Raw genomic sequence first — 19688 nt, 5'->3', positions numbered from 1 at the left:
CAATATAGTGGTGATATACATAAGATTGTGAAAGGTTTATTTCATTCGAACTTAATAGAAGGAGGAGAGGTAGCATGAAACCATATAGTAAAATTACATCGAGGGGCTATCAGAATGAAATAGATGAAACAGAAAAGGCAATATTAGAAGCTGTTGAGTTAAATGGGGCAGTTACTTTACAAGGATTTGAAAGCGAAGAATCGGCTAGAGAGTTTATTTCCAATTTTCCAAAATACATTAAACTTAAATTGAGCTCAATAGAGAGCGATTATGACTTTGCTGAATATGGCATCAGAAGCGTAAAGAATACAAGAAAGAAGTGGGATGAATTCCACACTTATGGCGCTTTACTTGAGATATCTTCATTGAATGCTGTGACTGGTGATAAAAACGAAGCTGGCCTAAAAAGAGCGAAAGGCTTCACGTCTCAGTTATTGAAAATGAACCTTATTCAAGGAGAAAATTAATATGAATGATCAAATGCCGACATGGACAGACGTTTGGTTTGATCGGAACATCCGGTTATGGTGTGTACAAGTAAAAAATGATGACGGAACTCAATTTGAAATGGAATCGGAGTATTGTGCCTCCAAAGAACAAGCAGAAGACTATGATCAACATTTTCGCAGTAAATACAATATTGATCTGAAGTATAGTAAGAAAAAGAGAAAAGAATACAAAGACAGTTTAGAGTTGTTTGAATAACCTTCATTTTGAAATTGGGGTGAGTAGATGGACTATGTATTCATTAGTCTATGTGTGATAGGTCTAGCAATGTTTGGATTGAATTTTATCTCCTTCTTCATCAGTTTCTTTGGTAGATTTTACAGCTACATGGCGAAAGACGTAATTCTTTGTGGTGTGGGTTTCGTTTTATTAAGCGTAGGTCTAATAGGCTTGTAAATAAAACAAAAAATTAAAATTAAACAATAATTTGGGGGGATTTCAATGCTTATGTTAAATGATGCTTGGTCTTTAGTTGCAATAATTATTGGACTGATTGGAATCATTGTATCGTTTAAAAAGAAGAAGTACTTTGGTGTTGCGGGATATGTTCTGCTTATTACCGTATTTGCGTATATTCTGCTTTCATCTCCAGATCCCTTTAGTATCTATTAATTGAAAAAATCAACACAAAAAGAGGGTAAATGAAGCTATTGACGATTACATAAAGAATAACAGTAAGTAAAATAACTATTTCGTAAAGATAGGGGAGTGCATATTATTACTCAATTGATATGGGTATTTGTGACATGCATATCCTTAATCATAGGATTGCTGTTAATTAAGAATTTTAGGAACATACAAGATGAGGGTTTTAAATTTGCATATGGACTATGCATAGGGTTTACCTTACTGGGAGGTTTTGGTTGTGGGGTGTTAGGAATAATTCTTAAATCCTATAATCTTTTGGGTAACAGTTGGTAAAGATCTGATCAAATGGCTATTTTATAACGAACATAAAGCATGAAGGAGGAAGTTTTATGTGGGAATACTCGCCTATACCAGAAGATAGATCTTCTGAGTTTAAGGGGGATGCAAGATACTATTATGTTGTTACTTACGAAATACCCTCTAAAGAATATGAAGGGGGAATTATGGTTCCTTCTGATGAAGAGTTAACTGAAGACGAAATATTTAATAAATCACAAGTTTATCTCATGAAACACTTTAAAGAAACGTTTGGTAAATTTCAGGAACACGTCAATGTATCTATATCAGAGTTCTATGATGCTACATTGTAAAACGATAAAAGATGTGTTTATAGGGAAGGAGATGAGAATCGAATGCCAAGGAAAGATGAAGTTGAGACAGATAAAGTTATTTCGGTTGTGAAAGACTTTAACGATAGTAGCTTATATGTTGGTTTTTATTCAATTATATATGTGGAAAAAAATTTTCTGAATGAAAATATAGAGTATTTCTATGATGCCTCAGACAATAAGTTATATGTACGTGACTACAAGCAATACATTGATCGTAGAGATATGGAGATAAGATGATTGTATATGGAAGGATGTGCGACCATGACAGATAAGATTAACCTCTACGTAGATGACCTCAGAGACTGTCCAGAAGGCTTCGTGGTCGCTCGTACATATTATGAAGCCATACATATACTTGAGACTAGAAAGGTGGCTATTCTTACATTAGACCACGATCTGGGCGAGGATGTAGATGGTGTAGAGTTACCCAATGGATATGACTTGGTTAAGTATTTCTGTGAGCATGGATTGAGGGCAGATAAGATATATATACATACCGACAATCCTGTAGGACGACAGAACATGTATGAGACGTTGTTAGCAGCTCAACGAAGAGAGTTCATTGCAGAGGATATTGAGATATACCATTATTCGATAACGGTGAATAAGCATTCTGGGGAGTAACGAGAGGAGTAGTAAGATGAAAGTCAAATATGTTCATGATAGACGCGATGAAGAGTTTACACTTGGAAAGGAATATGAATTTCAAGTTAAGGAGTACGGCATTGAGATCATTGATGACCTCAATAATCAGCATGTGATTGCAACCAAAGACAATCAATACAAACAGTATGAACATGATGAATTTTTTATGTTCAGATTTGAATTCTGTGATTAAGCAAGTAAAAGGCATGTTTCATGAGGAGAGGGAGGGTGGGTTATGAAATGGGAGAAAATAGTTAGTTTTGATGATGAGGATTTCTTTTATAAAGCAATAATAACCAGGGTGGATTCGGAAGTATTAGGAGAACGATACGATATTGAAATCCAAAAATGCTTCGATGATGGCTCCTATTCACTTATAGAAGGTTTGTGGCATGATAAATTAGCTGGTGCAAAAAGATTGTTTGATATGGATTACAACAAGATGGGCAATCAAACGCGATGGACAAAGATCGATTCTGAGTAAAATGCAAGTTTAACGTATTTTTGAGAAAGAGGAATGGTGATTTTTTGAAGCGGTTTGTTTACTTAATTCTATTGATTATAGGGTTGCCAGTTGTATTGAATTATGCTTTGTTTTCATGGCAAGCACCGGGAGTGAATGCAGATGAAAACGCTTGGTTGGGATTCTTTGCTAACTATGTCGGTTTAATTTCAGCGGTTTGTATTGCTCTTTATCAACAGCATATTCAGAGGAAAAAAGACAAAGAAGACGAATTAGTTCAAAAAAAGAAAGAAGAGGATCGACTTAAAAGAGACAACCGTTCATACATTGTACTTCATGACTTTAACAGTAATTTGCGACTGAAGAATGTTAAAACACATGAAAACAGTAGAATAATTGAGACAGAAGGCTATAGAAAGTTAGTTGATAGTCTAAATACAATGACGGGCGCATCTGATGCATTTAACACCAGTTTCCTCAAGCTATCACATTATGGCAATCCCGAAGTGATACTGGACTGTAGAGTGTTTTTACAGACTAAAACTTCGGAAGGGAACCTTGGAAACTTTAAAGTCGATATCGGTGTATTTGAAAAGGGTATTGAGATTTTCATACCTACTGTTCCAATTAATGCACATGTTGGTGATACTGTTGAAATCATCGAAGTGAAAGTAGAATACAGTACATTAAGTAATGAGAAAGTGCATTATATTCATAGCTTACCTGAGAAAAAAGACATATGTAAAATAATTAATGATGGGCAAGAAGAAGTCTTGTATGAATTTCAACTTGATGAATCCAGTTGGATATACCCCAATAAACTTCAGAGGGATTAGCAATATTTAATCAAATGTAGGTTTCACATAGAGACAAATACTAAAACCCACCAATTAAATGGCGGGTTTTTTGTTATGTTCAAACAGCCCAAGCTCAGCAGCTTTAGACAATAATAATGAAAGGGCTTCTTTATTTGCCAAAGCATCTAAATGCCTTTCAGAACGTCTAGCATTGATTTCTAATGATACGTTCTGTATCTTCTTACTAATTATACTCTTCTCTATCTCAGCGCGCTGTAGATCATCCTTAAGAGCCAGAAGGCATGAGATAATACTATCAATTGACAGCTCTTCGTTTGAATACGTCTTTTTATAATTTCTTTTTATTTTATGAGTCTTTGCCTCAGCAATACTTTTGATATATCTATGCCTTACAGTTGAATTCCACCTGAACCCACAGGCAGCAGAGGTTCTACTAAGTTTTAATCCTACATCCTCAAAGGCTTTCAACTGAGTCTTGCCAGATTCGATGTACATTAGTACCGTGCTAGCTAATAAATTATCATCATCGACGTTCCATCCATCTTTTCTTTTCATTTACACACCTCAAATTGATTTGATTAGTCTTAATACCATATATATCCTAAAAGTCAATAGGTTATTCGCCGAAGCAAGTTATATTTTAGTCGGCTACTAAAAGTTCTTGACAGAACAAACGTTCCGTATTGTTTTAATTTTATAATACAACTATAATACTTATATAGAACTTGTAGTTTAAAAACACATTGAATGTGGTACATATAGATTAAGAAGATAATTAATAAGGAGTGTTTGAGATGGCGGTAGCAATGGAGCGAATGATGAAAGACGTAAAGCGCTTAGATATGTGGAATGTGAACTTAGGTAGAAACAAAGGAAGTGTACAGAGCGGAGAGAGACCATGTGTAGTATTAGGAAATGATATGGGTAACAAATATAGTCCAGTAGTAATTGTTGCACCAGTAACAAGCAGAGTTAAAAAGCCTATGCCTACACATGTAAAAGTAGAAAAAGAAGAGATTGGGCTATATGACGATAGTATCATTTTGTTGGAACAGATAATGACTGTATCAAAAGATCAGCTTGATTTTAAGATTGCCGAACTACCTAGACACTTTGGGAATGCAATTAACAAGGCACTACAGTTATCTCTTTCGTTGTAATTTATTACCGCTTGTCACATACCATTAACACAAATATAATTTACATACTATTGTTAAGGTAGGTGGAGCATGAAGAGATACTGGTTAATGAAGCTTATAGATTATGATAAAGAGTTGAAAGTTGAAACTTGGAAGTGTCTCAATTTAGGAACGGAAAAACCACATGAGCTAAATAATTTTTTGTTTAATGGTTATAGAATTTACGACATACAGGAGAATAAAGTAGTAAAAACAAATTTAGATTTACATAAATGGTTAAATGATAAAAGTCTCTAATTGAGGCTTTTTCTTATTTTGCAATGGGTTGAATTGTGTAGTATATTCATAATAGTTTCTTAACATTTTTCCTCGAAATTATAGCACTTTGATATTGGTACATGTATTATTTTTAACTATATGTGCTATAATGTTTGTTAGAGGTGAGTACATATGAAAGTAGATCGTAACATTATTGAAAAAGAAGTATTAGAAAATTTAAAGTTGATTCAAAATTCCAGACAAAAACAATATGAGCTTAATTTAAAACTTGCTGATTATAATGTACCTTTTGGTATGGTGCAAAAAATCTCCCAGAATGAAGAAGTGATATCTGAATTTGATGCACACTACTTGATAGGTATAGTATCTGCAATGCATGATGCAGACAATTCAAATCCCAATCCAGAAACGTATTTTGGTGTAAGAGAAATAAGAGATGCTGAACGTACATTAAAAGATAAAGATCAATATAAATTATATTTACCGCTCACAATTAAAGAGGTTATTGAAATTAAGTTCGATAGCTATGTTACTAAAATCAATATTAAAGAATTAGTAAAAATGGTTGAGAGCCAGCTCATAATTTATGAGGAAGAGACTCAACGTGGAGTAACATATAAAGAAAATAAATCAGGTGGAATAGTCAAAACACCAATCGTTAATAAGACTAGTGTGAAAAGAATTGCATCCAAAGTGTCTGAAAATCAATACTTTGAGGACATGATTACTTTGAACGTGTACTCAACTGAAGTTGAGCCTGTTAGTTATGACACTAACTCTAAATCATTAACCATAAATGATGGTGCAATTGTATCTATTCTCGATGGTTTTCATCGATTACAAGGGTTTATCGCTGCTCTCAGTATTAATCCAGACATTGAATTACACGAAATATTATCAATAAGAGTTTATGACGAAGAGACTGCAAAACGTTTCTTTAGTCAGTTAAATACAATCAATGTTTTAAATAAAGAAAGAAGAAAAGAATTAGCACAAGAAAGAATGTCTGATAAAGTAGTAGCAGACCTTCAGCGTAAATCTGAAATCGGAAAGCAAATTGCTTCAGGCAGCACAGTTAGTTATTTAGCTGGAGATCTAACAACTTTTGATATTATGTCATATGCAATTGATCGTTCCTATACAATTGAAAGACAATTAGATGTCATAAAGATATCAAAGTATCTAAACGAGTTTTTTGTTTATCTTGCAGGTAGTTACCCCAATGAGTTTTCAAAGAACATCAATGAAAGAAAAAACGAGTTCATGGGTCATCCACTAATGTTTATTGGCTACATTGTATTGTCTCGATATATGCAAGACAATGAAATTGATTTTGATGAAATAGAGAAGTATATTGATACTATTAGTAAAAATGCTGATGAATTTGTGCCACTTTTGAATGCAAAGAAATCTCTTACGGGCAACAAAAGAATTCGTGAGAAACTTTTTGATTATTTTGTAAATGTTTTTGGAGGCGATAAGAGTGAATAAAATATATGATGATGAATTTTTTAATAAAGAACAAAAAGACAGATATCTTCAAAATTTAAGCGAAGCTACTAAAAAGGCATATGGTCGAGTATTAAAAAGAGTTTCTATAATGGAAAAAAAGCTTGATAAAGATCTATATGATTTTAATCTTCAAGAAATATCGCAATTTCTATATTTATTAAAGTCTACAAAAGTATCATCTTTGCAACAGGCTGGAAGTATTATCAACAACTACATAGGTTGGGCCATAGAACAAGACTTACGTAAAGATAATATTAATCCACTAAATGCGGTAACATCTTTTGAATGGTATAGTCAGTTTGTGGATGATAGTCGACAAACTTTATTTACTGAAGAGGATATAGAAAACGTAGTAGAAGGCTGCTTAAACTTTCAAGATAAAGCCGTGGTTCAATCATTGTTTGAAGGTATAATGGGACGAGAGAATAGTGAATTACTCAGTATGAAAATGGAACATATAACTGAGACAGATGAAATAGATAAATATAAGATAAAATTATTTAACGAATCTCGTAATGGTCAAGAAATCAGAGAGATAACTATAACAGGATATCTGTATAATATCCTCAGGATAGCAAATAAAGAAGATAAATATATTAAGAACAATGGCAACTTAGTACCCAGTACAAAAGTTACTCACAATAATTTGATTGATAACGACTATATTATTAGATCCGCTGTGAATTCTAGTATCAAACAAGGCGTTGAAGAACCAGCATCAATTTACTTAGTAACAATGAGACTATCTAAGATTGCTGAGTGGCACAACTTACCCCTTCTAACTATTGTAAATGTTCGAAATAGCGGAATGCTTAAGATGGCAAAGGATCTATACGTTGAACGTGGGAAGCTAGAAGAAGAAGAATACAGTATTGTTTGTGATCATTACAACATTAAAAAGGATAAAAATGGCCTGTATCATTACGGTTCCATGAAGTCAGAATTCTTGAATGTTCCAACAATTAAAAAAGTGTACAACCTTTAAAGAATAGAGTGCAAACTTTATTCTTTTTTTGTTGTTTTAACTGTTGACTCTTGATAGAGACCATGTTATATTTAAATCAAGAAATACATATTATCTTTGTGTACTAAATACTACATAACAGGATGGAGACAGTAAGATGAAGAACGATATCGTGTATGCGCTAATGAGTCTAATGGATGGAATAACAATATTTATGTTTGCATTTGGCTGTTTCAAGATCAGCTTTAAAGACTACTGGAAAGAGATTCTAGTAACTAATTTAATAATTTCAATAGGAACTTTCTTTCTTAAAGGGTATGAGACAATTTTAGGATTTGTTCCAGTGCTATGTTTTGCCTTATTGGTATTATCATTAACTTTCTATTTTAGAATAAAATTATGGGAGAGTTTCAAGTTGGCATGTTATGGTTTTGTGGCACAAATAGTGGCTCAGTTCTCAGTTGTTGCATTGTTTATGCTTAGTTCAGGATTAAACTTTACACAAGCATCAAGTGAGTTTGGCTCACTAGTGCAACTGTTAGCAAATGGATTTTTAATAGTTCTTACACTTATCCTAAGACATAAAAGAATCTGGTTCAGTACTATGTCCTACGATTATAGTTTCAAAATTAAGTTAAATAAAATTAACATTTTTAGCACACTCATTGCCATTGTAATTATGGCGCTGTTGTACAATGTGAAAACAGTTGAAAATATATATCTGACTATTTTGTTCTGGGGAGTGTGTTTAATAAATTTAATGTACATAGATATTAAAAAAGAAAAGAGTGGAATGTATGATTGATAGCTTCGCCACACGAATATCAACTAGGCTGGTTGAAAAATTTCCAGATGAAATGCCACCATTAGGCATAACGAGATACGGTATCAAATTCTTAATATCAAACATTGCGCCTGTAGTACTATTATTGATTATCGGCTTATTACTAAATATCGTTAGCGAAGTAATAATATGCTTAGTTGCTTTCTCATCTTTAAGGATGGTTTCTGGTGGGTATCACGCTAAAAAACCTGAAGTATGTCTTGTTATTTCAACCATTTTAATCGCTCTTATTGCGAAGTTTGGATATCTTTTAAGTGACTACACACTGCTTATGAATTTATTAAGTTTAGGGTTGGTGGCAATCTTCGCACCGTCGAACATCGAGAACCAAACTAAGATTCTCAAGGAGCATTTTAAGTACTTAAAGTTGATATCTATAGGCATGATAATAGTGAGTTTTTTGTTAAATGACTATCTAATTTGTGCGGCTCTATTAGTTCAGTCCCTCCTGCTCATTCGCTTGAAGGGAGGTGAAAAGAATGATTAAATCAAAAATGATTAGAATGGGTGTAACTGCCCTAGGATTTTTATTTATGACAGTAGCGACAGTAGGTGCCAATGTCGCAAGCTGGACTGTGATTCATAATGAACCAGTACCAGAAGAAATGAAGTAACAAATTAAGCTCCCTGTTCTTCTTGTAGGGATGGGGAGCTGATTTTAAATGAGGTGAATGCATTGTTTAGAGATAGAATTATGGTGCAGAGGAGAGACGGTAAAAACATTAAGGATGAGGCCGAATGGATTGAAGTTGATGATGTTATAGATTGTAAGAAAGAAATGTTTACAAAGAAAGATTATAGAGTGGTTATATATACGGAAAATGGAGAGTACGTCTATTGTACAAACAATAATGCATTCTTTGATTTAATGAGTGAAAGACATGGTATGATCATGACCGATAAAGGTGTGCTTGGGAACTTAACCAAAATGAAGAGCGTAGATTATGACAATGGAAAAGTATACTTCGATACTGATAAAGAGAAGTACATAACGATTTCCAAACCAAGAGAGAGTCTTGTAAAAGAGTACATTAAAAAGCTGTTTGGCAGATAAGCAGCTATACATAGTAAACCACGTAAACCAAAGCTTTTATAATATATAGGATTGTTGTATAATAAATACGAACATAAGTTCTTCTGTTATCATATTCGACAAAGTACGACATCAATTTGACTGTAAATCCATAATTATGCATCTGTCAACAGATTTAAGTCGGCTACTTACAGTGATTGTCAAGTGTATAAACATGGATTATGATAGTTACATAAGATAATTTACACCCAGAAAATACATTTTTATCACGAGAGGGTTTGAGTATATGCAGCAAATAATTGATCTACTAGGTGTTGACAAGAAGGCTGGAGATTTTTTAAACATGGTTACGTTTCTTTTCCAAGGTAATCTAGATTTTTTTATTGATAAATGCAAAGATAAATCTTCTGGGTTTATGCACTCTTTTTTGTATGACTACAGAAAAGACATGATTAAAAGAACTCGCTTTGCCTCTTTCGAAGAGTTTAATGATACATATAATATTAATGATAAAACTGCCTTAGAGCGCTTGTTTCAAGAGCCTATTTCAAAATGGCAGATGGATAGGTTTAATTGTAATGATACGACGACCATTTATAATCTTCATTTGAACAATCCAGAAATTAGATTTGACCGATTTACAATGCAGTTTATGTAGCCGGGATTTCCCGGTTAACAATAAAATACAAAAATAATACTTGACGGATATAAAAACTAAACTTATACTGAGTAAGTAAGCCAAACAAGTTAATCAAATAATAGTTTCATCAAGAAGTTAAGTTGGGTCTTTCGTCTAATTGGTTAAGGCTCTGATCTCATAAATCAGATAATATCGGTTCGAGTCCGATGAGACCCATTCAACCGAAAATAACACGCTATGCGTGATTATATAGAGGCAGCAATTTCACTTTGAAAAGGTGGTGAAGCATATGACAAGCAGATTGAGAAGTCCTCCAATGTAAATGAATAACCAGAGAGACAACAATCAAAAAATACATATACACAAAGGGAGATAATATTAATCAATGGCAGACTACAAAATCAAGGTAAACAACAATCATGGTGGAAAAGAATTTAATAGTGGATTTCATTTCGTCGGCAAAGTAAAACCCATTAAAGAAAAAGATAAGAATACAGATAATTGGGAAGACATTCCATTCTATTCAACTGAAGAAGATGGAAAAAAGAAAGTATTTCAATTTATTGTTGAAACGGCACTGAGCAATGAATTAAAAGTTAAAGTCACAGGAAAAGAAAAGCCATATGCGTATCCATATAGTAGACAACATGGCAAGTCCGCAAAAGTAGAATGGAATAAAAGATTCAATAAAGAAGGCTATCCAGATAATACATATCATCTCATTGAGCCTGAATGGGATAGAATTGAAAAGTTTAAAGAGATCGTAGAGAAAGATTGTTGGGTGGAAGTTAAGGGGAAATATATCCCATACGAGTTTGAAGCCGAAGACGGAAAAGTAATCAAAGGTATCTCAAGACAAATCAGTTTTATTAATCCGATTAACGAGGAAGGCAAAGTGATTATCGATGGAGAGGTCAAAGAAATTAAAGTCGATAAAAATACTATCAACTATGTTTGTGATTTCCAATCACCTGATTTTATTGAAGTAAATCGTTTTAACATGCAGATTGGTATCAATACTACATATCAAGATAGTGAAACTGGTGATACGAAAGTGAACGCAGTCGTTTTGACAAATGGAGTGGAGAGATCTGAACCAAAAGATGTTGAGATGATGGTCTATCAGAAGAAGGTAGAACAAGGAATCTCGATGGCTGATGCCTTTGCGTCACTAAACACTTATGATTTCATTGAAGTTATTGGTCAAGACAATAACCGTGCAACATTTGCTTATGTAGATGTTGTTGAAGAAATTGGAACTGACGATCCGTTTAGCCAAGTCGATAGTAGAGAGAAAGTAACTCGCCAAGAGCGCGTAACCAATGGAGATAAAAAAGGTTTGGAAGTAATCAGCTATGTTCAGAGTAGTTTGATGCGTGAACTTTTAACTGAAGAAGAATTGAGAAAAACAGTAGCTTTGACAAGTAATGATCCATTCAATAGTGTTAGTAATTCAGACGACCCGTTTAGTCAAACAGATAAAGATCCTTTTTCTAGCAGCAATAGCAACAAAGTTGATGATCCATTTGCATAAGAACTGAGCATTACAAGTGGGGTGTGTAATTGCACCCCATATCAATAGAAACAACAATAAAAAATAATATATAACTCTAAGGAGAGATGTTTAATTTATGGGATTGAGAGACGCAGTAATCAACAATGTACCAAAGGTAGCTCTACATGGAATTCGTTCGCTTATTGTTGGAAATTATAAGTCGGGCAAAACGCGGCTTTGGAAGGAAGTAACTGAACTTCACTACGACAATCCAGATGATTACATGTTGCTATCATTTGAAAAAGGATGGGAAACATGGAGTCTGAAGAACGTTGTTCCTATTCATGCTAAAGGTAAAACTCCAGCAGATCAATGGGAATATTTCCGAAGTACAGTTGTTAAGGATCTTGTTGAGGAAGCGAGTACAAATAAGATTGTTAAACTACTTGGTGTAGATACTGCCGATAAAGCTATGGCAGCAGCGGAAGAGTGGGTTATTAGAGACTTTAACAAGAGAAATGGGTCAAGATATACCTCCTTGAAAGAAATTAGCGACAAAACTACCGATAATGGATACACCCTTCTTACAGCAGAAATGAATAAGCAGTTTGATACATTGGAAAATTCAGGGTATGGAACAATGTCACTTGCTTGGTCTAAAGAAAGAGAAACCACGCTTCGCAATGGTAATAAGTTTACATCTATTGATATGATGATGTCTGCTACTGGCAAGAAAGTGTTCGAATCGCAAGCGAGCCTGATTTGTACACTCTATAATGATACTGTGATTTTAGACAAAGACGGAAATGAATTAGATGAAAATATCAAAGACAAAAAAGGAAAAGATAAGGCAAGCGCTTTCCATGAGACTCAGGTTATGATGCTGTTTAGACCAAATGAATTTGTATCAATTGGTGGTGGACGATATGTTAATCTTCCATCAGAACCTGTTCCCTATAGCTCTAAAGAGTTTATGCGAATCTACGAAGAAGCTGTAAAGGGTCAAATGGATGCAGAATCTAGAAAGAATATTGTGAAAATTGAGGAAGAGCAAGAAACAGTGCAGGAACAAAAAGCTCAAGAGTTTGCAGAGAAAGAGGAAGCAAAAGCTTCAGCCGACGACCTAATCAATGCCATTCAAACAGAGGTTGATCGTTTCAGTTCTAATGATAAAACAGAAAAGATTGTGCCAAAATTTAAAGATATCCTTGGTGTTCCTAATTTTAGAACAATTACTGATACAGAAAAACTTCAAGAAGCGCTAGATTTCGTAAAATCAATCTAATACATAGAGTTTGAATCAAAGACAGATATCATATAAATATAGAAAGGGATAATTAAGAAATTAGAAACGATTATAGAATTGAAGATAACCTTGTCTATATGAAACTTAAGAATAAGAAAGGTGTCCACCTAGAAACGGTATTTAATGTCGATAAGTTGAGTGAAATTGAAAAACTCAACTTATCATGGCATTTGAAATGGGACAATAAAACCAAGTCTTATTATGTCAAAGCAACTGAAACGGTTAGAGACGAACTAGGCAATAGAAAACAAAAGACAGTTCATTTACATAGACTTCTTATGGATGTCAAAGACCCATTGATGTATGTCGATCATATTAACCATGACACTCTAGACAATAGGATTGCAAATATGAGAGTAGTTAATAAGAAACAAAATATGTGTAATCGTCCACAAGCAAATAGGAATAGTAAATCTGGCATTAGAAATGTGTATTGGTGTAAAAGAACAAGAAAATGGACTGTACAAATTCAAATTGAAGGAATCAATACTATTGTTGGTAAGTTTGATGACTTAAAGGTAGCAGACGAATTTGCTAAAAAGATGAGAGCAAAACATTACGGAGAGTTTGCGGGAAATTAGAAACAGTCATACATATGGCCTCACTTAAAATAGTGGGGCTTTACTATAATCAAATATCAGGAAGGTGATACGTTGGAAGTACTCCTATCTCTATTGTTGGCACTGTCCATTGGTAATATTGGTCAAGTTGGATATGAGGGTGTCAATCAAGCACGAGAAGCGAAAAACACGACTAAGATTGAGAGTGTTAAAGTTGAAAAGTCGGTTGAGTCTAAGAAGGTAGCTAAATTGGAAGTTAAGCAAGTAAAAGCAACTACAAGCAAAAAAAGTGACGATGATTATGATTGGATGTATTTTGAGTTAACCGCCTATTCAAATCACGAAAATAGCACAGGTAAGAGTAAGGGTCACCCCGAATACGGAAAGACAGCAAGTGGAGCTATGACCAAAGAAGGTGTAACGATTGCAGCAGACTGGCATGTATTGCCTGAAGGAACAAAGGTTTATATAGATGGAGTTGGAGAAAGAGTTGTGCAAGATAAGGGTGGCGCGATTAAAAATCACAAAATCGACGTGTACTTTAAAAGTGAAAAAGAAGCATTAGAGTTCGGAAGAAAGAAGAACGTAAGAGTAAGAATTATTGATTAGTAGAGGATGAATACATATATGAGCGAAGTAGTTAAAGGAGTAGGGAAGGATGCTCCAACAGTCACCAACGAACTTGGTGGTAAGCAGTCACAAGTCCTTTATCGGTTTGATCTACTCAATCCTGCTGCAATGTTTGAGATGACGAAAGTCTTGAAGTATGGAGCAGATAAATATGGTGCAGATAATTGGATGAACATTGAAGTAAGAGATCACATCAATCACATGTTGATTCATGCATATGCTTATTTGGCTGGAGATACCTCTGATGAGCACTTGTCACATATTATGTGTCGTGCAATGTTTGCGCAAGCGGTAGAACTGAAAAATCAGCAATATCAGAAAGACAGAGTAGTTTGTGAATAGGCTTAAAACAGTCAAATGCATAAGTGAAACCTCTGTAGATGAGATGGTCAGACAGATCGTCTCTAAACAGAGTGACATTAACAAAGTTATTGAATCAGCAAAAGCAAGCAGGACTGAATATGGACTCAAGGTGCAGGAGTTAATTGAACGCCTTGAGTCATAGTAAAAGCTGTATTTCATAGGAAGGAAACATAAGATGGAGAATGGATTTCAGATCACTTGCCTAAATTGTGGGAGTACAGATTGCGAGATTGTTTCTGAAGATCACTATGAAACAAACCATGATGAAGAATATGAGCACTGGGGAACGACCGCTTTTGTTAAGTGTAATGTCTGTTATAAGGACAGCAAATTCTAGTTAAGGGGACAATTGAGTGGAAATCGTCGACAAGAGAGTCAAAGCAGAAACTCATGCAGAACATGGAGACGTACTAGTAACTGAGCTTGGTAACTACGTGTTCATCACCTTTGACGAAAATAGCAGTACATACGGGTTTGTATGGATCGGAGATGGACTTGAGATTAGAGATTGGAAAGATAATCTCAATAATATTTCCGTAGGAAGTAAAATCAGAGGGATGACAATCGTTTCAATTATTAAGAATAAAGATATTGAAATTACGTTTAAAAAGGAGGTTGCACATGGAAGCGATGTTTGATGAAGTTGGAGTTAACATTGCAAATGAGATATCTAATGATTACCCAGTTACGTTTGATGAGGCATATGCCTTCTATGTGATAGCAAAAGGTAATGTTCAAGATATTAATAGAATGGTTGAAAGAATGTCTGTATTGAGGGATATGAGACTGACTATCCTATCATATTACAAGTTTGATATTAACAAAAATTTATTAGATTAAATTCATATAACAAGGAGAGAACGAATGAGTAAATTTAAAGAATTCATTAAAAAGGTAGCAAGCAAATTTAGTACTCCAGTTAAACCATTAGCAGCGGAAGTGTTTGAGGAAGAAAAGGGCATTAAGATTAGTAAGGACAGTATCGAACTGGGGAACTTTAAAATTCACTCGAATGGTGATGTTCACATTACTTCTGAAAAGGGGATTAATTTGACAGTAGGTAATCAAAGTTCGATTGTTGAAACTGAAATGATTGAAACACCATTTAGCCCAAAATGGACCAAGAAAGAAACTGTAAAAAATCCTGATTTGAATAGACGCATGAAGAAAACAAAAAGCACCCGAATTAAAAAGAAAATTCAGAAACGGATTGATGAATATGGAAAAAATACAATCACACGCAATTAAGGACATATGGCGAATTAGAGATGGATTACTCTTAGAGGTTCATAAGTTTAAAACGCTCGGTCATTGCTGGATCAGATCAAAGAAAAGTGTTAAACAAATTAGAGGATGTAAAGGTCTGACAGAACTTAGAGAAGATTATTGTGACAGCTACACTAAAAAGACATTTTCAAAAGGTACGTTGATATACAACACTGTTCCAGTTGAACCAGAGACGAACAAGGACAACTTCAGGTTTGAGATTAAATCAAGCGGTGGTTCAATTTTTGGAAAGAATGCCGAAGAAATAAAAAAGATATTGAACGACATTGAGAAAGCTATTAGTACATATGAGTAGGCAGTTCATAGTAGATTGTTAAAAACGATTGATGGATTTACTTTAAGAACGGAGGAGGGCTAACCAATGAACAATAGATATAGCTGTTATTTTGAGTTACCTCGTAAGGGGATTTACTTTGAGGTTGATACAGAAGCATCACATGTATCCTTCTCCAACTACAAAGATTCTGAGTTTTTAACAGAAGTATGTCTAGAAAAAGATGACGTAGTACGCTTAATTGAACAGCTACAAAGTTATGTTTCAGTAAAATAAAGAATTTATTTAGAATGGGGAGTATAAAATGAAATCACATCTTAAAAATAATTATCTAAACTATATTTTGGTAATCATTTCCGTAGCAGCATCATCGCTTTTGAAAGAGAGTGTCCTTAAACTTAGCTTTCAAGGTATGTGGGTATGGTTTGTATTACTGTTGATTTTTCCTATCATTTTGGCTCATGTTGTCGTCTATTGTTATATGTTGATTATGGGAGGTAGCTATACAGTTAGTAGCGAAGGCATTGTAAATAGATTAAGAAAACTAAAAAGATCTAAGTAAAATTGATATTTCACAGAGAAAGAAGGGAAAGTATAGGCATGAATGCTACGCATGTTAGCACGATGATATTTTCAGACGATCAACTAAAAGCCGAATCAAAGATGAACGAGCTGATTAGATATCTACCCGAAAAAACAATCATCAGACGCAAAAAGGATTATGTTAAAACAGTTTTAGGAACATACCAAGCCAAAAAGTATAGCGATAATTGCAGAGGATTGAGATATCAGGAAGTCTATATTGATAAAACTCTTTGGGATAATGCTTATGATGTTAGTGTAATTATTATGAAGCTACGTCCACCATGTTTTGATGAACGAAATACAAGCGAAAAGTACAATTGGAAAGACTATGTACATTTCTTTTAATAGAAACGTTTAACGTAAAGGGTGTGATAAGGCTGAACAAAATTGTGGTTCGAGAATATTACTATAACTGCTCAGACGGTTGTTGTGGCGATTATGGAACAGAGTTGATTGTTAATGAGAAGTTGATTGGCACATATACAGATGTTGACATGGATGTTGTAAGGAATTTATTAGAGGCGTTAGATGTGGAGTTTGAACTTGAATACATATATGACCATAAGGATTGAAAGGAGTTATATAAGTGTACGATTATTTGTATTACCTAGCTAAACAAAAAAATAGATACTACGAACAACTTTATAGTAAAACAAGTTGTGCGCATCGTGAACATGAATGCATTGACAGGATTAGACTTATACATAGATATGAAATGTTGTTAGAAGTTATTTCAATGCTAGCCCCACAACAACAGATTGAGTTAACCAGTATCGAAAAAGAGTATTTTGAGGATGCTCCATACGTAAGCAAGTAAAATCGATCATTTACTGAGAAATGAGGTAAGTTTAAATTGGAAAAGCTTAAATGTACTGACCCAGAATGTATTGAGCTTTATGAAAATGAGTGGGAAGATATTGAATTGATTTTATATGTAGAAGAAACAATGACTACTCAATATAAGATTCTCGAAAATGGAGTGTTGAATCTATTTGATTCTGATAATGATGGGCAGAAAGTTTGGTTGCGCTGCCCTTGTTGTGATGGAAAGTATGAGTTTAAACAGGAATATGTTGAGGTTGAAAAATGTGCAAGGCTAGACTTTGACATTAAAGATGAAGAAAATCTCCAAATTGAACGGGTTAAAGAGTCTTGGGAACGATAATATTTTAATAAAATCAGCATTTGACGCAGATATAAAGAGGAAGACCACTGATCTCCCTCTAATTTATTTAAGGTCTGCAATTGTCTATCGCCTGCAATAAATCTTCTGTTTTTGGTCTGTTGGTTAAGATAAAGTTTCTTTTCTTCGGCCCTATAAAATGGATTTCTTGATTATCTAGAATGGATACATCCTCAATAATTATTAAACCTTGATCAAGCTTGTCTTGGGGAGATGGTGCTGATGAAAGCATTAACTTGTTATTGAAAGTTACTTTGTGTATTAGTAGTGGTTTGCAATCATACTTTTCAAGGTAGACCCAGTGGTAGACCTTAACGTTCTTCTCTACCCATCCATTAACCAAAGCCATGACTACAAAGTACACTATAAAAACAATTAGCAAATAGGTCAATGTGACTTTAAAAGTATCATCGTTCACTAATGTTGTGGCAAATAGAACTAATACTGTAGCCAATACAGTACCGACCATCGATAAGATAAGAATTTTAGTTATTACCCTATAAAGGTTTCTTTTTGGAGTAAATAAAATTCTTTCATGTTTGTTTGCCAACAACAGTAAAATTCCAGAAGTAATTAGAATTAATACAGGTGAAAGGTAGGAAATTAAAGACTGTAAATCAATATCGTTTAAACTATCTAACATTAGCTCACCACTCTCTGATTAATAGTAACTATATCGGAAAAAAGTAGTATTTATATTAATTATAAAAAGGTATGAAATGAAACTTTGATCAAAAAGGAGCGTTGCAATATTGACAGACAAATGCGCTAAGTGTGATGGAGAAATCTATGAGTCAGAATCTCTAAGTAGATGTTTGAGATGCAGACAATCAACGGGAAGAGAGGTTTCCGGGGAAGATTATTTTAGTTCTAAAAATAACACGAATGCAAAGGAAGAACCTGATGAATTGTTTTGAAGATGTTCAACAGAAGAGATTATTGTTGTGGGAGTTGATTTGAGTGAGAGATTTTACTAAGGAAGAATCCAATAGTTACACCAAAGCCTTGGAAAGTTTGCTTTCTCCTACAGGGCGAGAATTGAACTTCGAAAGAGGTATAATACTCGACAATAAATTGATAAATATATTAAAAAATCTCGTCATAGCTGCTAATGAGTTAGATTCTGAACTCTGTACAATTTGCAGTAGAGGTATCAAAGAAGGTGCTAGTATGACAGGCAATAGATATGAAGAGTTGATGGACTACATAATTGAAGCTGAAGACTATTTGAAGGAACAGGGAGTTGATGTCGATTGAGTTATACGGCAGAGGAAAGAGAAACGGTATGTGTATGTAATGATGAAACAAATGAGTGGGAAGTTTATAGCTGTTCGCCTAAAACAATTACAAAGATCAAAAAGGCTGGATTGGAACTGTTGCGTGTAGACGAGCATGGAGGCCATTATTTTAAAGGTGAATATGGGCAAGTGTCATTTCGTGCCAAGAGTGGTGGTAGAGCGTGGACGGAAGAACAGAAACAGGCTGCTGCTGAACGCCTTAAAGAAGCAAGATCAAAGAAAGGAGTATAGATGAACCAAGAGACAAAAAAAAGAACCGAGACTCAGAGGGATAAGATTATTGCTGCCTTAAAACGAGCTGGAGATTCTGGTGTAACCAATGTAGAACTAAATAAGATTGCTTTACGATACAATGCACGTATTCAAGAGTTGTATGTTCGTGGATATAAAATACATAGTGAAGAATTAGACGGTGGAATAACCAAATACATATTAGTGTCAGAACCAACAGAACCATTTAAGAAGCCAGACAAGGCAGTAGACATTTTGATTGATGATATTGAGAGTAAATATAATGGAAACATTAGCGCGCGCGAATTGAATGAGTATTTAGAAACACGAGGATTCACGGTTAGACGGAAGATTGGATCATATTGCTAATACA

At 34.2% G+C, this 19688-nt stretch carries 34 protein-coding genes and 1 tRNA gene; 33 read left to right on the top strand and 2 right to left on the bottom strand.

Annotated elements, in window-relative coordinates; translation table 11 throughout:
- Positions 1 to 74: 74 nt before the first annotated feature.
- The 8 genes from DFQ00_RS04865 (at position 75) to DFQ00_RS04830 (ending at position 3710) form a co-directional block, all read left to right on the top strand.
- Entirely contained in the window at positions 75 to 467 is a 393-nt protein-coding gene (locus DFQ00_RS04865; protein ID WP_110894715.1) for a hypothetical protein, read from the top strand.
- Between the two features lies 1 nt (position 468).
- Positions 469 to 705, top strand: a complete 237-nt coding sequence (locus tag DFQ00_RS04860) for a hypothetical protein (protein ID WP_110894713.1) — start codon at positions 469 to 471, stop codon at positions 703 to 705.
- Positions 706 to 1484: 779 nt separating this feature from the next.
- A complete protein-coding gene (locus tag DFQ00_RS04855) occupies positions 1485 to 1745 on the top strand; it encodes a hypothetical protein (RefSeq protein ID WP_110894711.1) in 261 nt (86 codons plus the stop codon).
- A gap of 42 nt (positions 1746 to 1787) precedes the next feature.
- Positions 1788 to 2003, top strand: coding sequence for a hypothetical protein (locus DFQ00_RS04850; protein WP_110894709.1), 216 nt, complete (start codon positions 1788 to 1790; stop codon positions 2001 to 2003).
- A 24-nt stretch (positions 2004 to 2027) separates the two neighbouring features.
- Entirely contained in the window at positions 2028 to 2390 is a 363-nt protein-coding gene (locus tag DFQ00_RS04845) for a cyclic-phosphate processing receiver domain-containing protein (RefSeq protein ID WP_110895428.1), read from the top strand.
- Between the two features lie 16 nt (positions 2391 to 2406).
- Positions 2407 to 2604, top strand: coding sequence for a hypothetical protein (locus DFQ00_RS04840; protein ID WP_110894707.1), 198 nt, complete (start codon positions 2407 to 2409; stop codon positions 2602 to 2604).
- Between the two features lie 42 nt (positions 2605 to 2646).
- Positions 2647 to 2895, top strand: coding sequence for a hypothetical protein (locus DFQ00_RS04835; protein WP_110894705.1), 249 nt, complete (start codon positions 2647 to 2649; stop codon positions 2893 to 2895).
- Between the two features lie 83 nt (positions 2896 to 2978).
- A complete protein-coding gene (locus DFQ00_RS04830; RefSeq protein ID WP_146236108.1) occupies positions 2979 to 3710 on the top strand; it encodes a hypothetical protein in 732 nt (243 codons plus the stop codon).
- 54 nt (positions 3711 to 3764) lie between these two features.
- Here the strand turns inward: DFQ00_RS04830 and DFQ00_RS04825 are convergent, their stop codons facing one another.
- A complete protein-coding gene (locus tag DFQ00_RS04825) occupies positions 3765 to 4247 on the bottom strand; it encodes an RsfA family transcriptional regulator (protein WP_110894701.1) in 483 nt (160 codons plus the stop codon).
- Positions 4248 to 4486: 239 nt separating this feature from the next.
- Between DFQ00_RS04825 and DFQ00_RS04820 the strand changes: the two genes are divergently transcribed.
- From DFQ00_RS04820 to DFQ00_RS04705, 22 genes are all read left to right on the top strand, one after another.
- Positions 4487 to 4852 (top strand): type II toxin-antitoxin system PemK/MazF family toxin, encoded by a 366-nt coding sequence (locus DFQ00_RS04820; RefSeq protein WP_110894699.1) that lies wholly within the window; start codon positions 4487 to 4489, stop codon positions 4850 to 4852.
- 429 nt (positions 4853 to 5281) lie between these two features.
- A complete protein-coding gene (locus tag DFQ00_RS04810) occupies positions 5282 to 6601 on the top strand; it encodes a DNA sulfur modification protein DndB (RefSeq protein ID WP_110894695.1) in 1320 nt (439 codons plus the stop codon).
- The gene (locus tag DFQ00_RS04805; RefSeq protein WP_110894694.1) at positions 6594 to 7607 is read left to right on the top strand and encodes a phage lytic cycle repressor MrpR family protein; all 1014 of its coding nucleotides are present in this window, start codon (positions 6594 to 6596) and stop codon (positions 7605 to 7607) included. Before DFQ00_RS04810 ends, DFQ00_RS04805 begins: the two co-directional genes overlap by 8 nt.
- Before the next feature lie 136 nt (positions 7608 to 7743).
- On the top strand, positions 7744 to 8391 hold the full coding sequence (locus DFQ00_RS04800; RefSeq protein ID WP_110894692.1) for a hypothetical protein: 648 nt from the start codon (positions 7744 to 7746) through the stop codon (positions 8389 to 8391).
- A complete protein-coding gene (locus DFQ00_RS04795) occupies positions 8384 to 8917 on the top strand; it encodes an accessory gene regulator B family protein (RefSeq protein WP_110894690.1) in 534 nt (177 codons plus the stop codon). The genes DFQ00_RS04800 and DFQ00_RS04795 overlap by 8 nt, the downstream gene beginning before the upstream one ends.
- Entirely contained in the window at positions 8910 to 9044 is a 135-nt protein-coding gene (locus tag DFQ00_RS04790; protein WP_110894688.1) for a cyclic lactone autoinducer peptide, read from the top strand. Before DFQ00_RS04795 ends, DFQ00_RS04790 begins: the two co-directional genes overlap by 8 nt.
- A gap of 62 nt (positions 9045 to 9106) precedes the next feature.
- Positions 9107 to 9484 (top strand): hypothetical protein, encoded by a 378-nt coding sequence (locus DFQ00_RS04785; protein ID WP_110894686.1) that lies wholly within the window; start codon positions 9107 to 9109, stop codon positions 9482 to 9484.
- A gap of 265 nt (positions 9485 to 9749) precedes the next feature.
- Positions 9750 to 10121: a hypothetical protein gene (locus tag DFQ00_RS04780; protein WP_110894684.1), complete on the top strand. Its 372-nt coding sequence runs from the start codon at positions 9750 to 9752 to the stop codon at positions 10119 to 10121.
- Between the two features lie 124 nt (positions 10122 to 10245).
- Positions 10246 to 10319: transfer RNA gene (locus DFQ00_RS04775), tRNA-Ile, on the top strand.
- Positions 10320 to 10488: 169 nt separating this feature from the next.
- On the top strand, positions 10489 to 11637 hold the full coding sequence (locus tag DFQ00_RS04770) for a hypothetical protein (protein WP_110894682.1): 1149 nt from the start codon (positions 10489 to 10491) through the stop codon (positions 11635 to 11637).
- A 97-nt stretch (positions 11638 to 11734) separates the two neighbouring features.
- A complete protein-coding gene (locus DFQ00_RS04765; RefSeq protein WP_110894680.1) occupies positions 11735 to 12883 on the top strand; it encodes an AAA family ATPase in 1149 nt (382 codons plus the stop codon).
- A 98-nt stretch (positions 12884 to 12981) separates the two neighbouring features.
- Positions 12982 to 13485 carry an HNH endonuclease gene (locus tag DFQ00_RS04760; RefSeq protein ID WP_110894678.1) on the top strand — a complete coding sequence of 168 codons (504 nt, stop codon included), beginning with the start codon at positions 12982 to 12984 and terminating at the stop codon, positions 13483 to 13485.
- 96 nt (positions 13486 to 13581) lie between these two features.
- Positions 13582 to 14073, top strand: a complete 492-nt coding sequence (locus tag DFQ00_RS29750) for a 3D domain-containing protein (protein ID WP_244213690.1) — start codon at positions 13582 to 13584, stop codon at positions 14071 to 14073.
- A gap of 18 nt (positions 14074 to 14091) precedes the next feature.
- Positions 14092 to 14436, top strand: coding sequence for a dATP/dGTP diphosphohydrolase domain-containing protein (locus tag DFQ00_RS04750; protein WP_110894676.1), 345 nt, complete (start codon positions 14092 to 14094; stop codon positions 14434 to 14436).
- Entirely contained in the window at positions 14429 to 14599 is a 171-nt protein-coding gene (locus DFQ00_RS29425) for a hypothetical protein (protein WP_208643747.1), read from the top strand. Before DFQ00_RS04750 ends, DFQ00_RS29425 begins: the two co-directional genes overlap by 8 nt.
- Before the next feature lie 211 nt (positions 14600 to 14810).
- The gene (locus DFQ00_RS04745) at positions 14811 to 15095 is read left to right on the top strand and encodes a hypothetical protein (protein WP_110894674.1); all 285 of its coding nucleotides are present in this window, start codon (positions 14811 to 14813) and stop codon (positions 15093 to 15095) included.
- The gene (locus tag DFQ00_RS04740) at positions 15079 to 15297 is read left to right on the top strand and encodes a hypothetical protein (RefSeq protein WP_110894672.1); all 219 of its coding nucleotides are present in this window, start codon (positions 15079 to 15081) and stop codon (positions 15295 to 15297) included. The genes DFQ00_RS04745 and DFQ00_RS04740 overlap by 17 nt, the downstream gene beginning before the upstream one ends.
- 24 nt (positions 15298 to 15321) lie before the next feature.
- A complete protein-coding gene (locus tag DFQ00_RS04735) occupies positions 15322 to 15705 on the top strand; it encodes a hypothetical protein (RefSeq protein WP_110894670.1) in 384 nt (127 codons plus the stop codon).
- On the top strand, positions 15677 to 16039 hold the full coding sequence (locus tag DFQ00_RS04730) for a hypothetical protein (protein ID WP_110894668.1): 363 nt from the start codon (positions 15677 to 15679) through the stop codon (positions 16037 to 16039). The genes DFQ00_RS04735 and DFQ00_RS04730 overlap by 29 nt, the downstream gene beginning before the upstream one ends.
- A gap of 66 nt (positions 16040 to 16105) precedes the next feature.
- Positions 16106 to 16294, top strand: coding sequence for a hypothetical protein (locus DFQ00_RS04725; RefSeq protein ID WP_110894666.1), 189 nt, complete (start codon positions 16106 to 16108; stop codon positions 16292 to 16294).
- 324 nt (positions 16295 to 16618) lie between these two features.
- A complete protein-coding gene (locus DFQ00_RS04715; protein WP_110894662.1) occupies positions 16619 to 16948 on the top strand; it encodes a hypothetical protein in 330 nt (109 codons plus the stop codon).
- A 508-nt stretch (positions 16949 to 17456) separates the two neighbouring features.
- On the top strand, positions 17457 to 17768 hold the full coding sequence (locus tag DFQ00_RS04705) for a hypothetical protein (protein WP_110894658.1): 312 nt from the start codon (positions 17457 to 17459) through the stop codon (positions 17766 to 17768).
- Between the two features lie 67 nt (positions 17769 to 17835).
- Here the strand turns inward: DFQ00_RS04705 and DFQ00_RS04700 are convergent, their stop codons facing one another.
- Positions 17836 to 18429, bottom strand: coding sequence for a hypothetical protein (locus DFQ00_RS04700; RefSeq protein WP_110894656.1), 594 nt, complete (start codon positions 18427 to 18429; stop codon positions 17836 to 17838).
- Positions 18430 to 18746: 317 nt separating this feature from the next.
- Between DFQ00_RS04700 and DFQ00_RS04695 the strand changes: the two genes are divergently transcribed.
- From DFQ00_RS04695 to DFQ00_RS04685, 3 genes are read left to right on the top strand one after another with little or no spacing between them, the layout of a single operon-like run.
- Entirely contained in the window at positions 18747 to 19043 is a 297-nt protein-coding gene (locus tag DFQ00_RS04695) for a hypothetical protein (RefSeq protein ID WP_110894654.1), read from the top strand.
- Positions 19040 to 19315 carry a hypothetical protein gene (locus DFQ00_RS04690; RefSeq protein WP_110894652.1) on the top strand — a complete coding sequence of 92 codons (276 nt, stop codon included), beginning with the start codon at positions 19040 to 19042 and terminating at the stop codon, positions 19313 to 19315. The genes DFQ00_RS04695 and DFQ00_RS04690 overlap by 4 nt, the downstream gene beginning before the upstream one ends.
- Positions 19316 to 19684 carry a hypothetical protein gene (locus DFQ00_RS04685; protein WP_110894650.1) on the top strand — a complete coding sequence of 123 codons (369 nt, stop codon included), beginning with the start codon at positions 19316 to 19318 and terminating at the stop codon, positions 19682 to 19684.
- Positions 19685 to 19688: the final 4 nt, after the last annotated feature.

Source organism: Paenibacillus barcinonensis (assembly GCF_003217495.1).
Taxonomy (GTDB): Bacteria; Bacillota; Bacilli; order Paenibacillales; family Paenibacillaceae; genus Paenibacillus; species Paenibacillus barcinonensis.
Note: the sequence above shows the minus strand (reverse complement) of the source record. Positions and strands in the feature narration are given on the sequence as shown.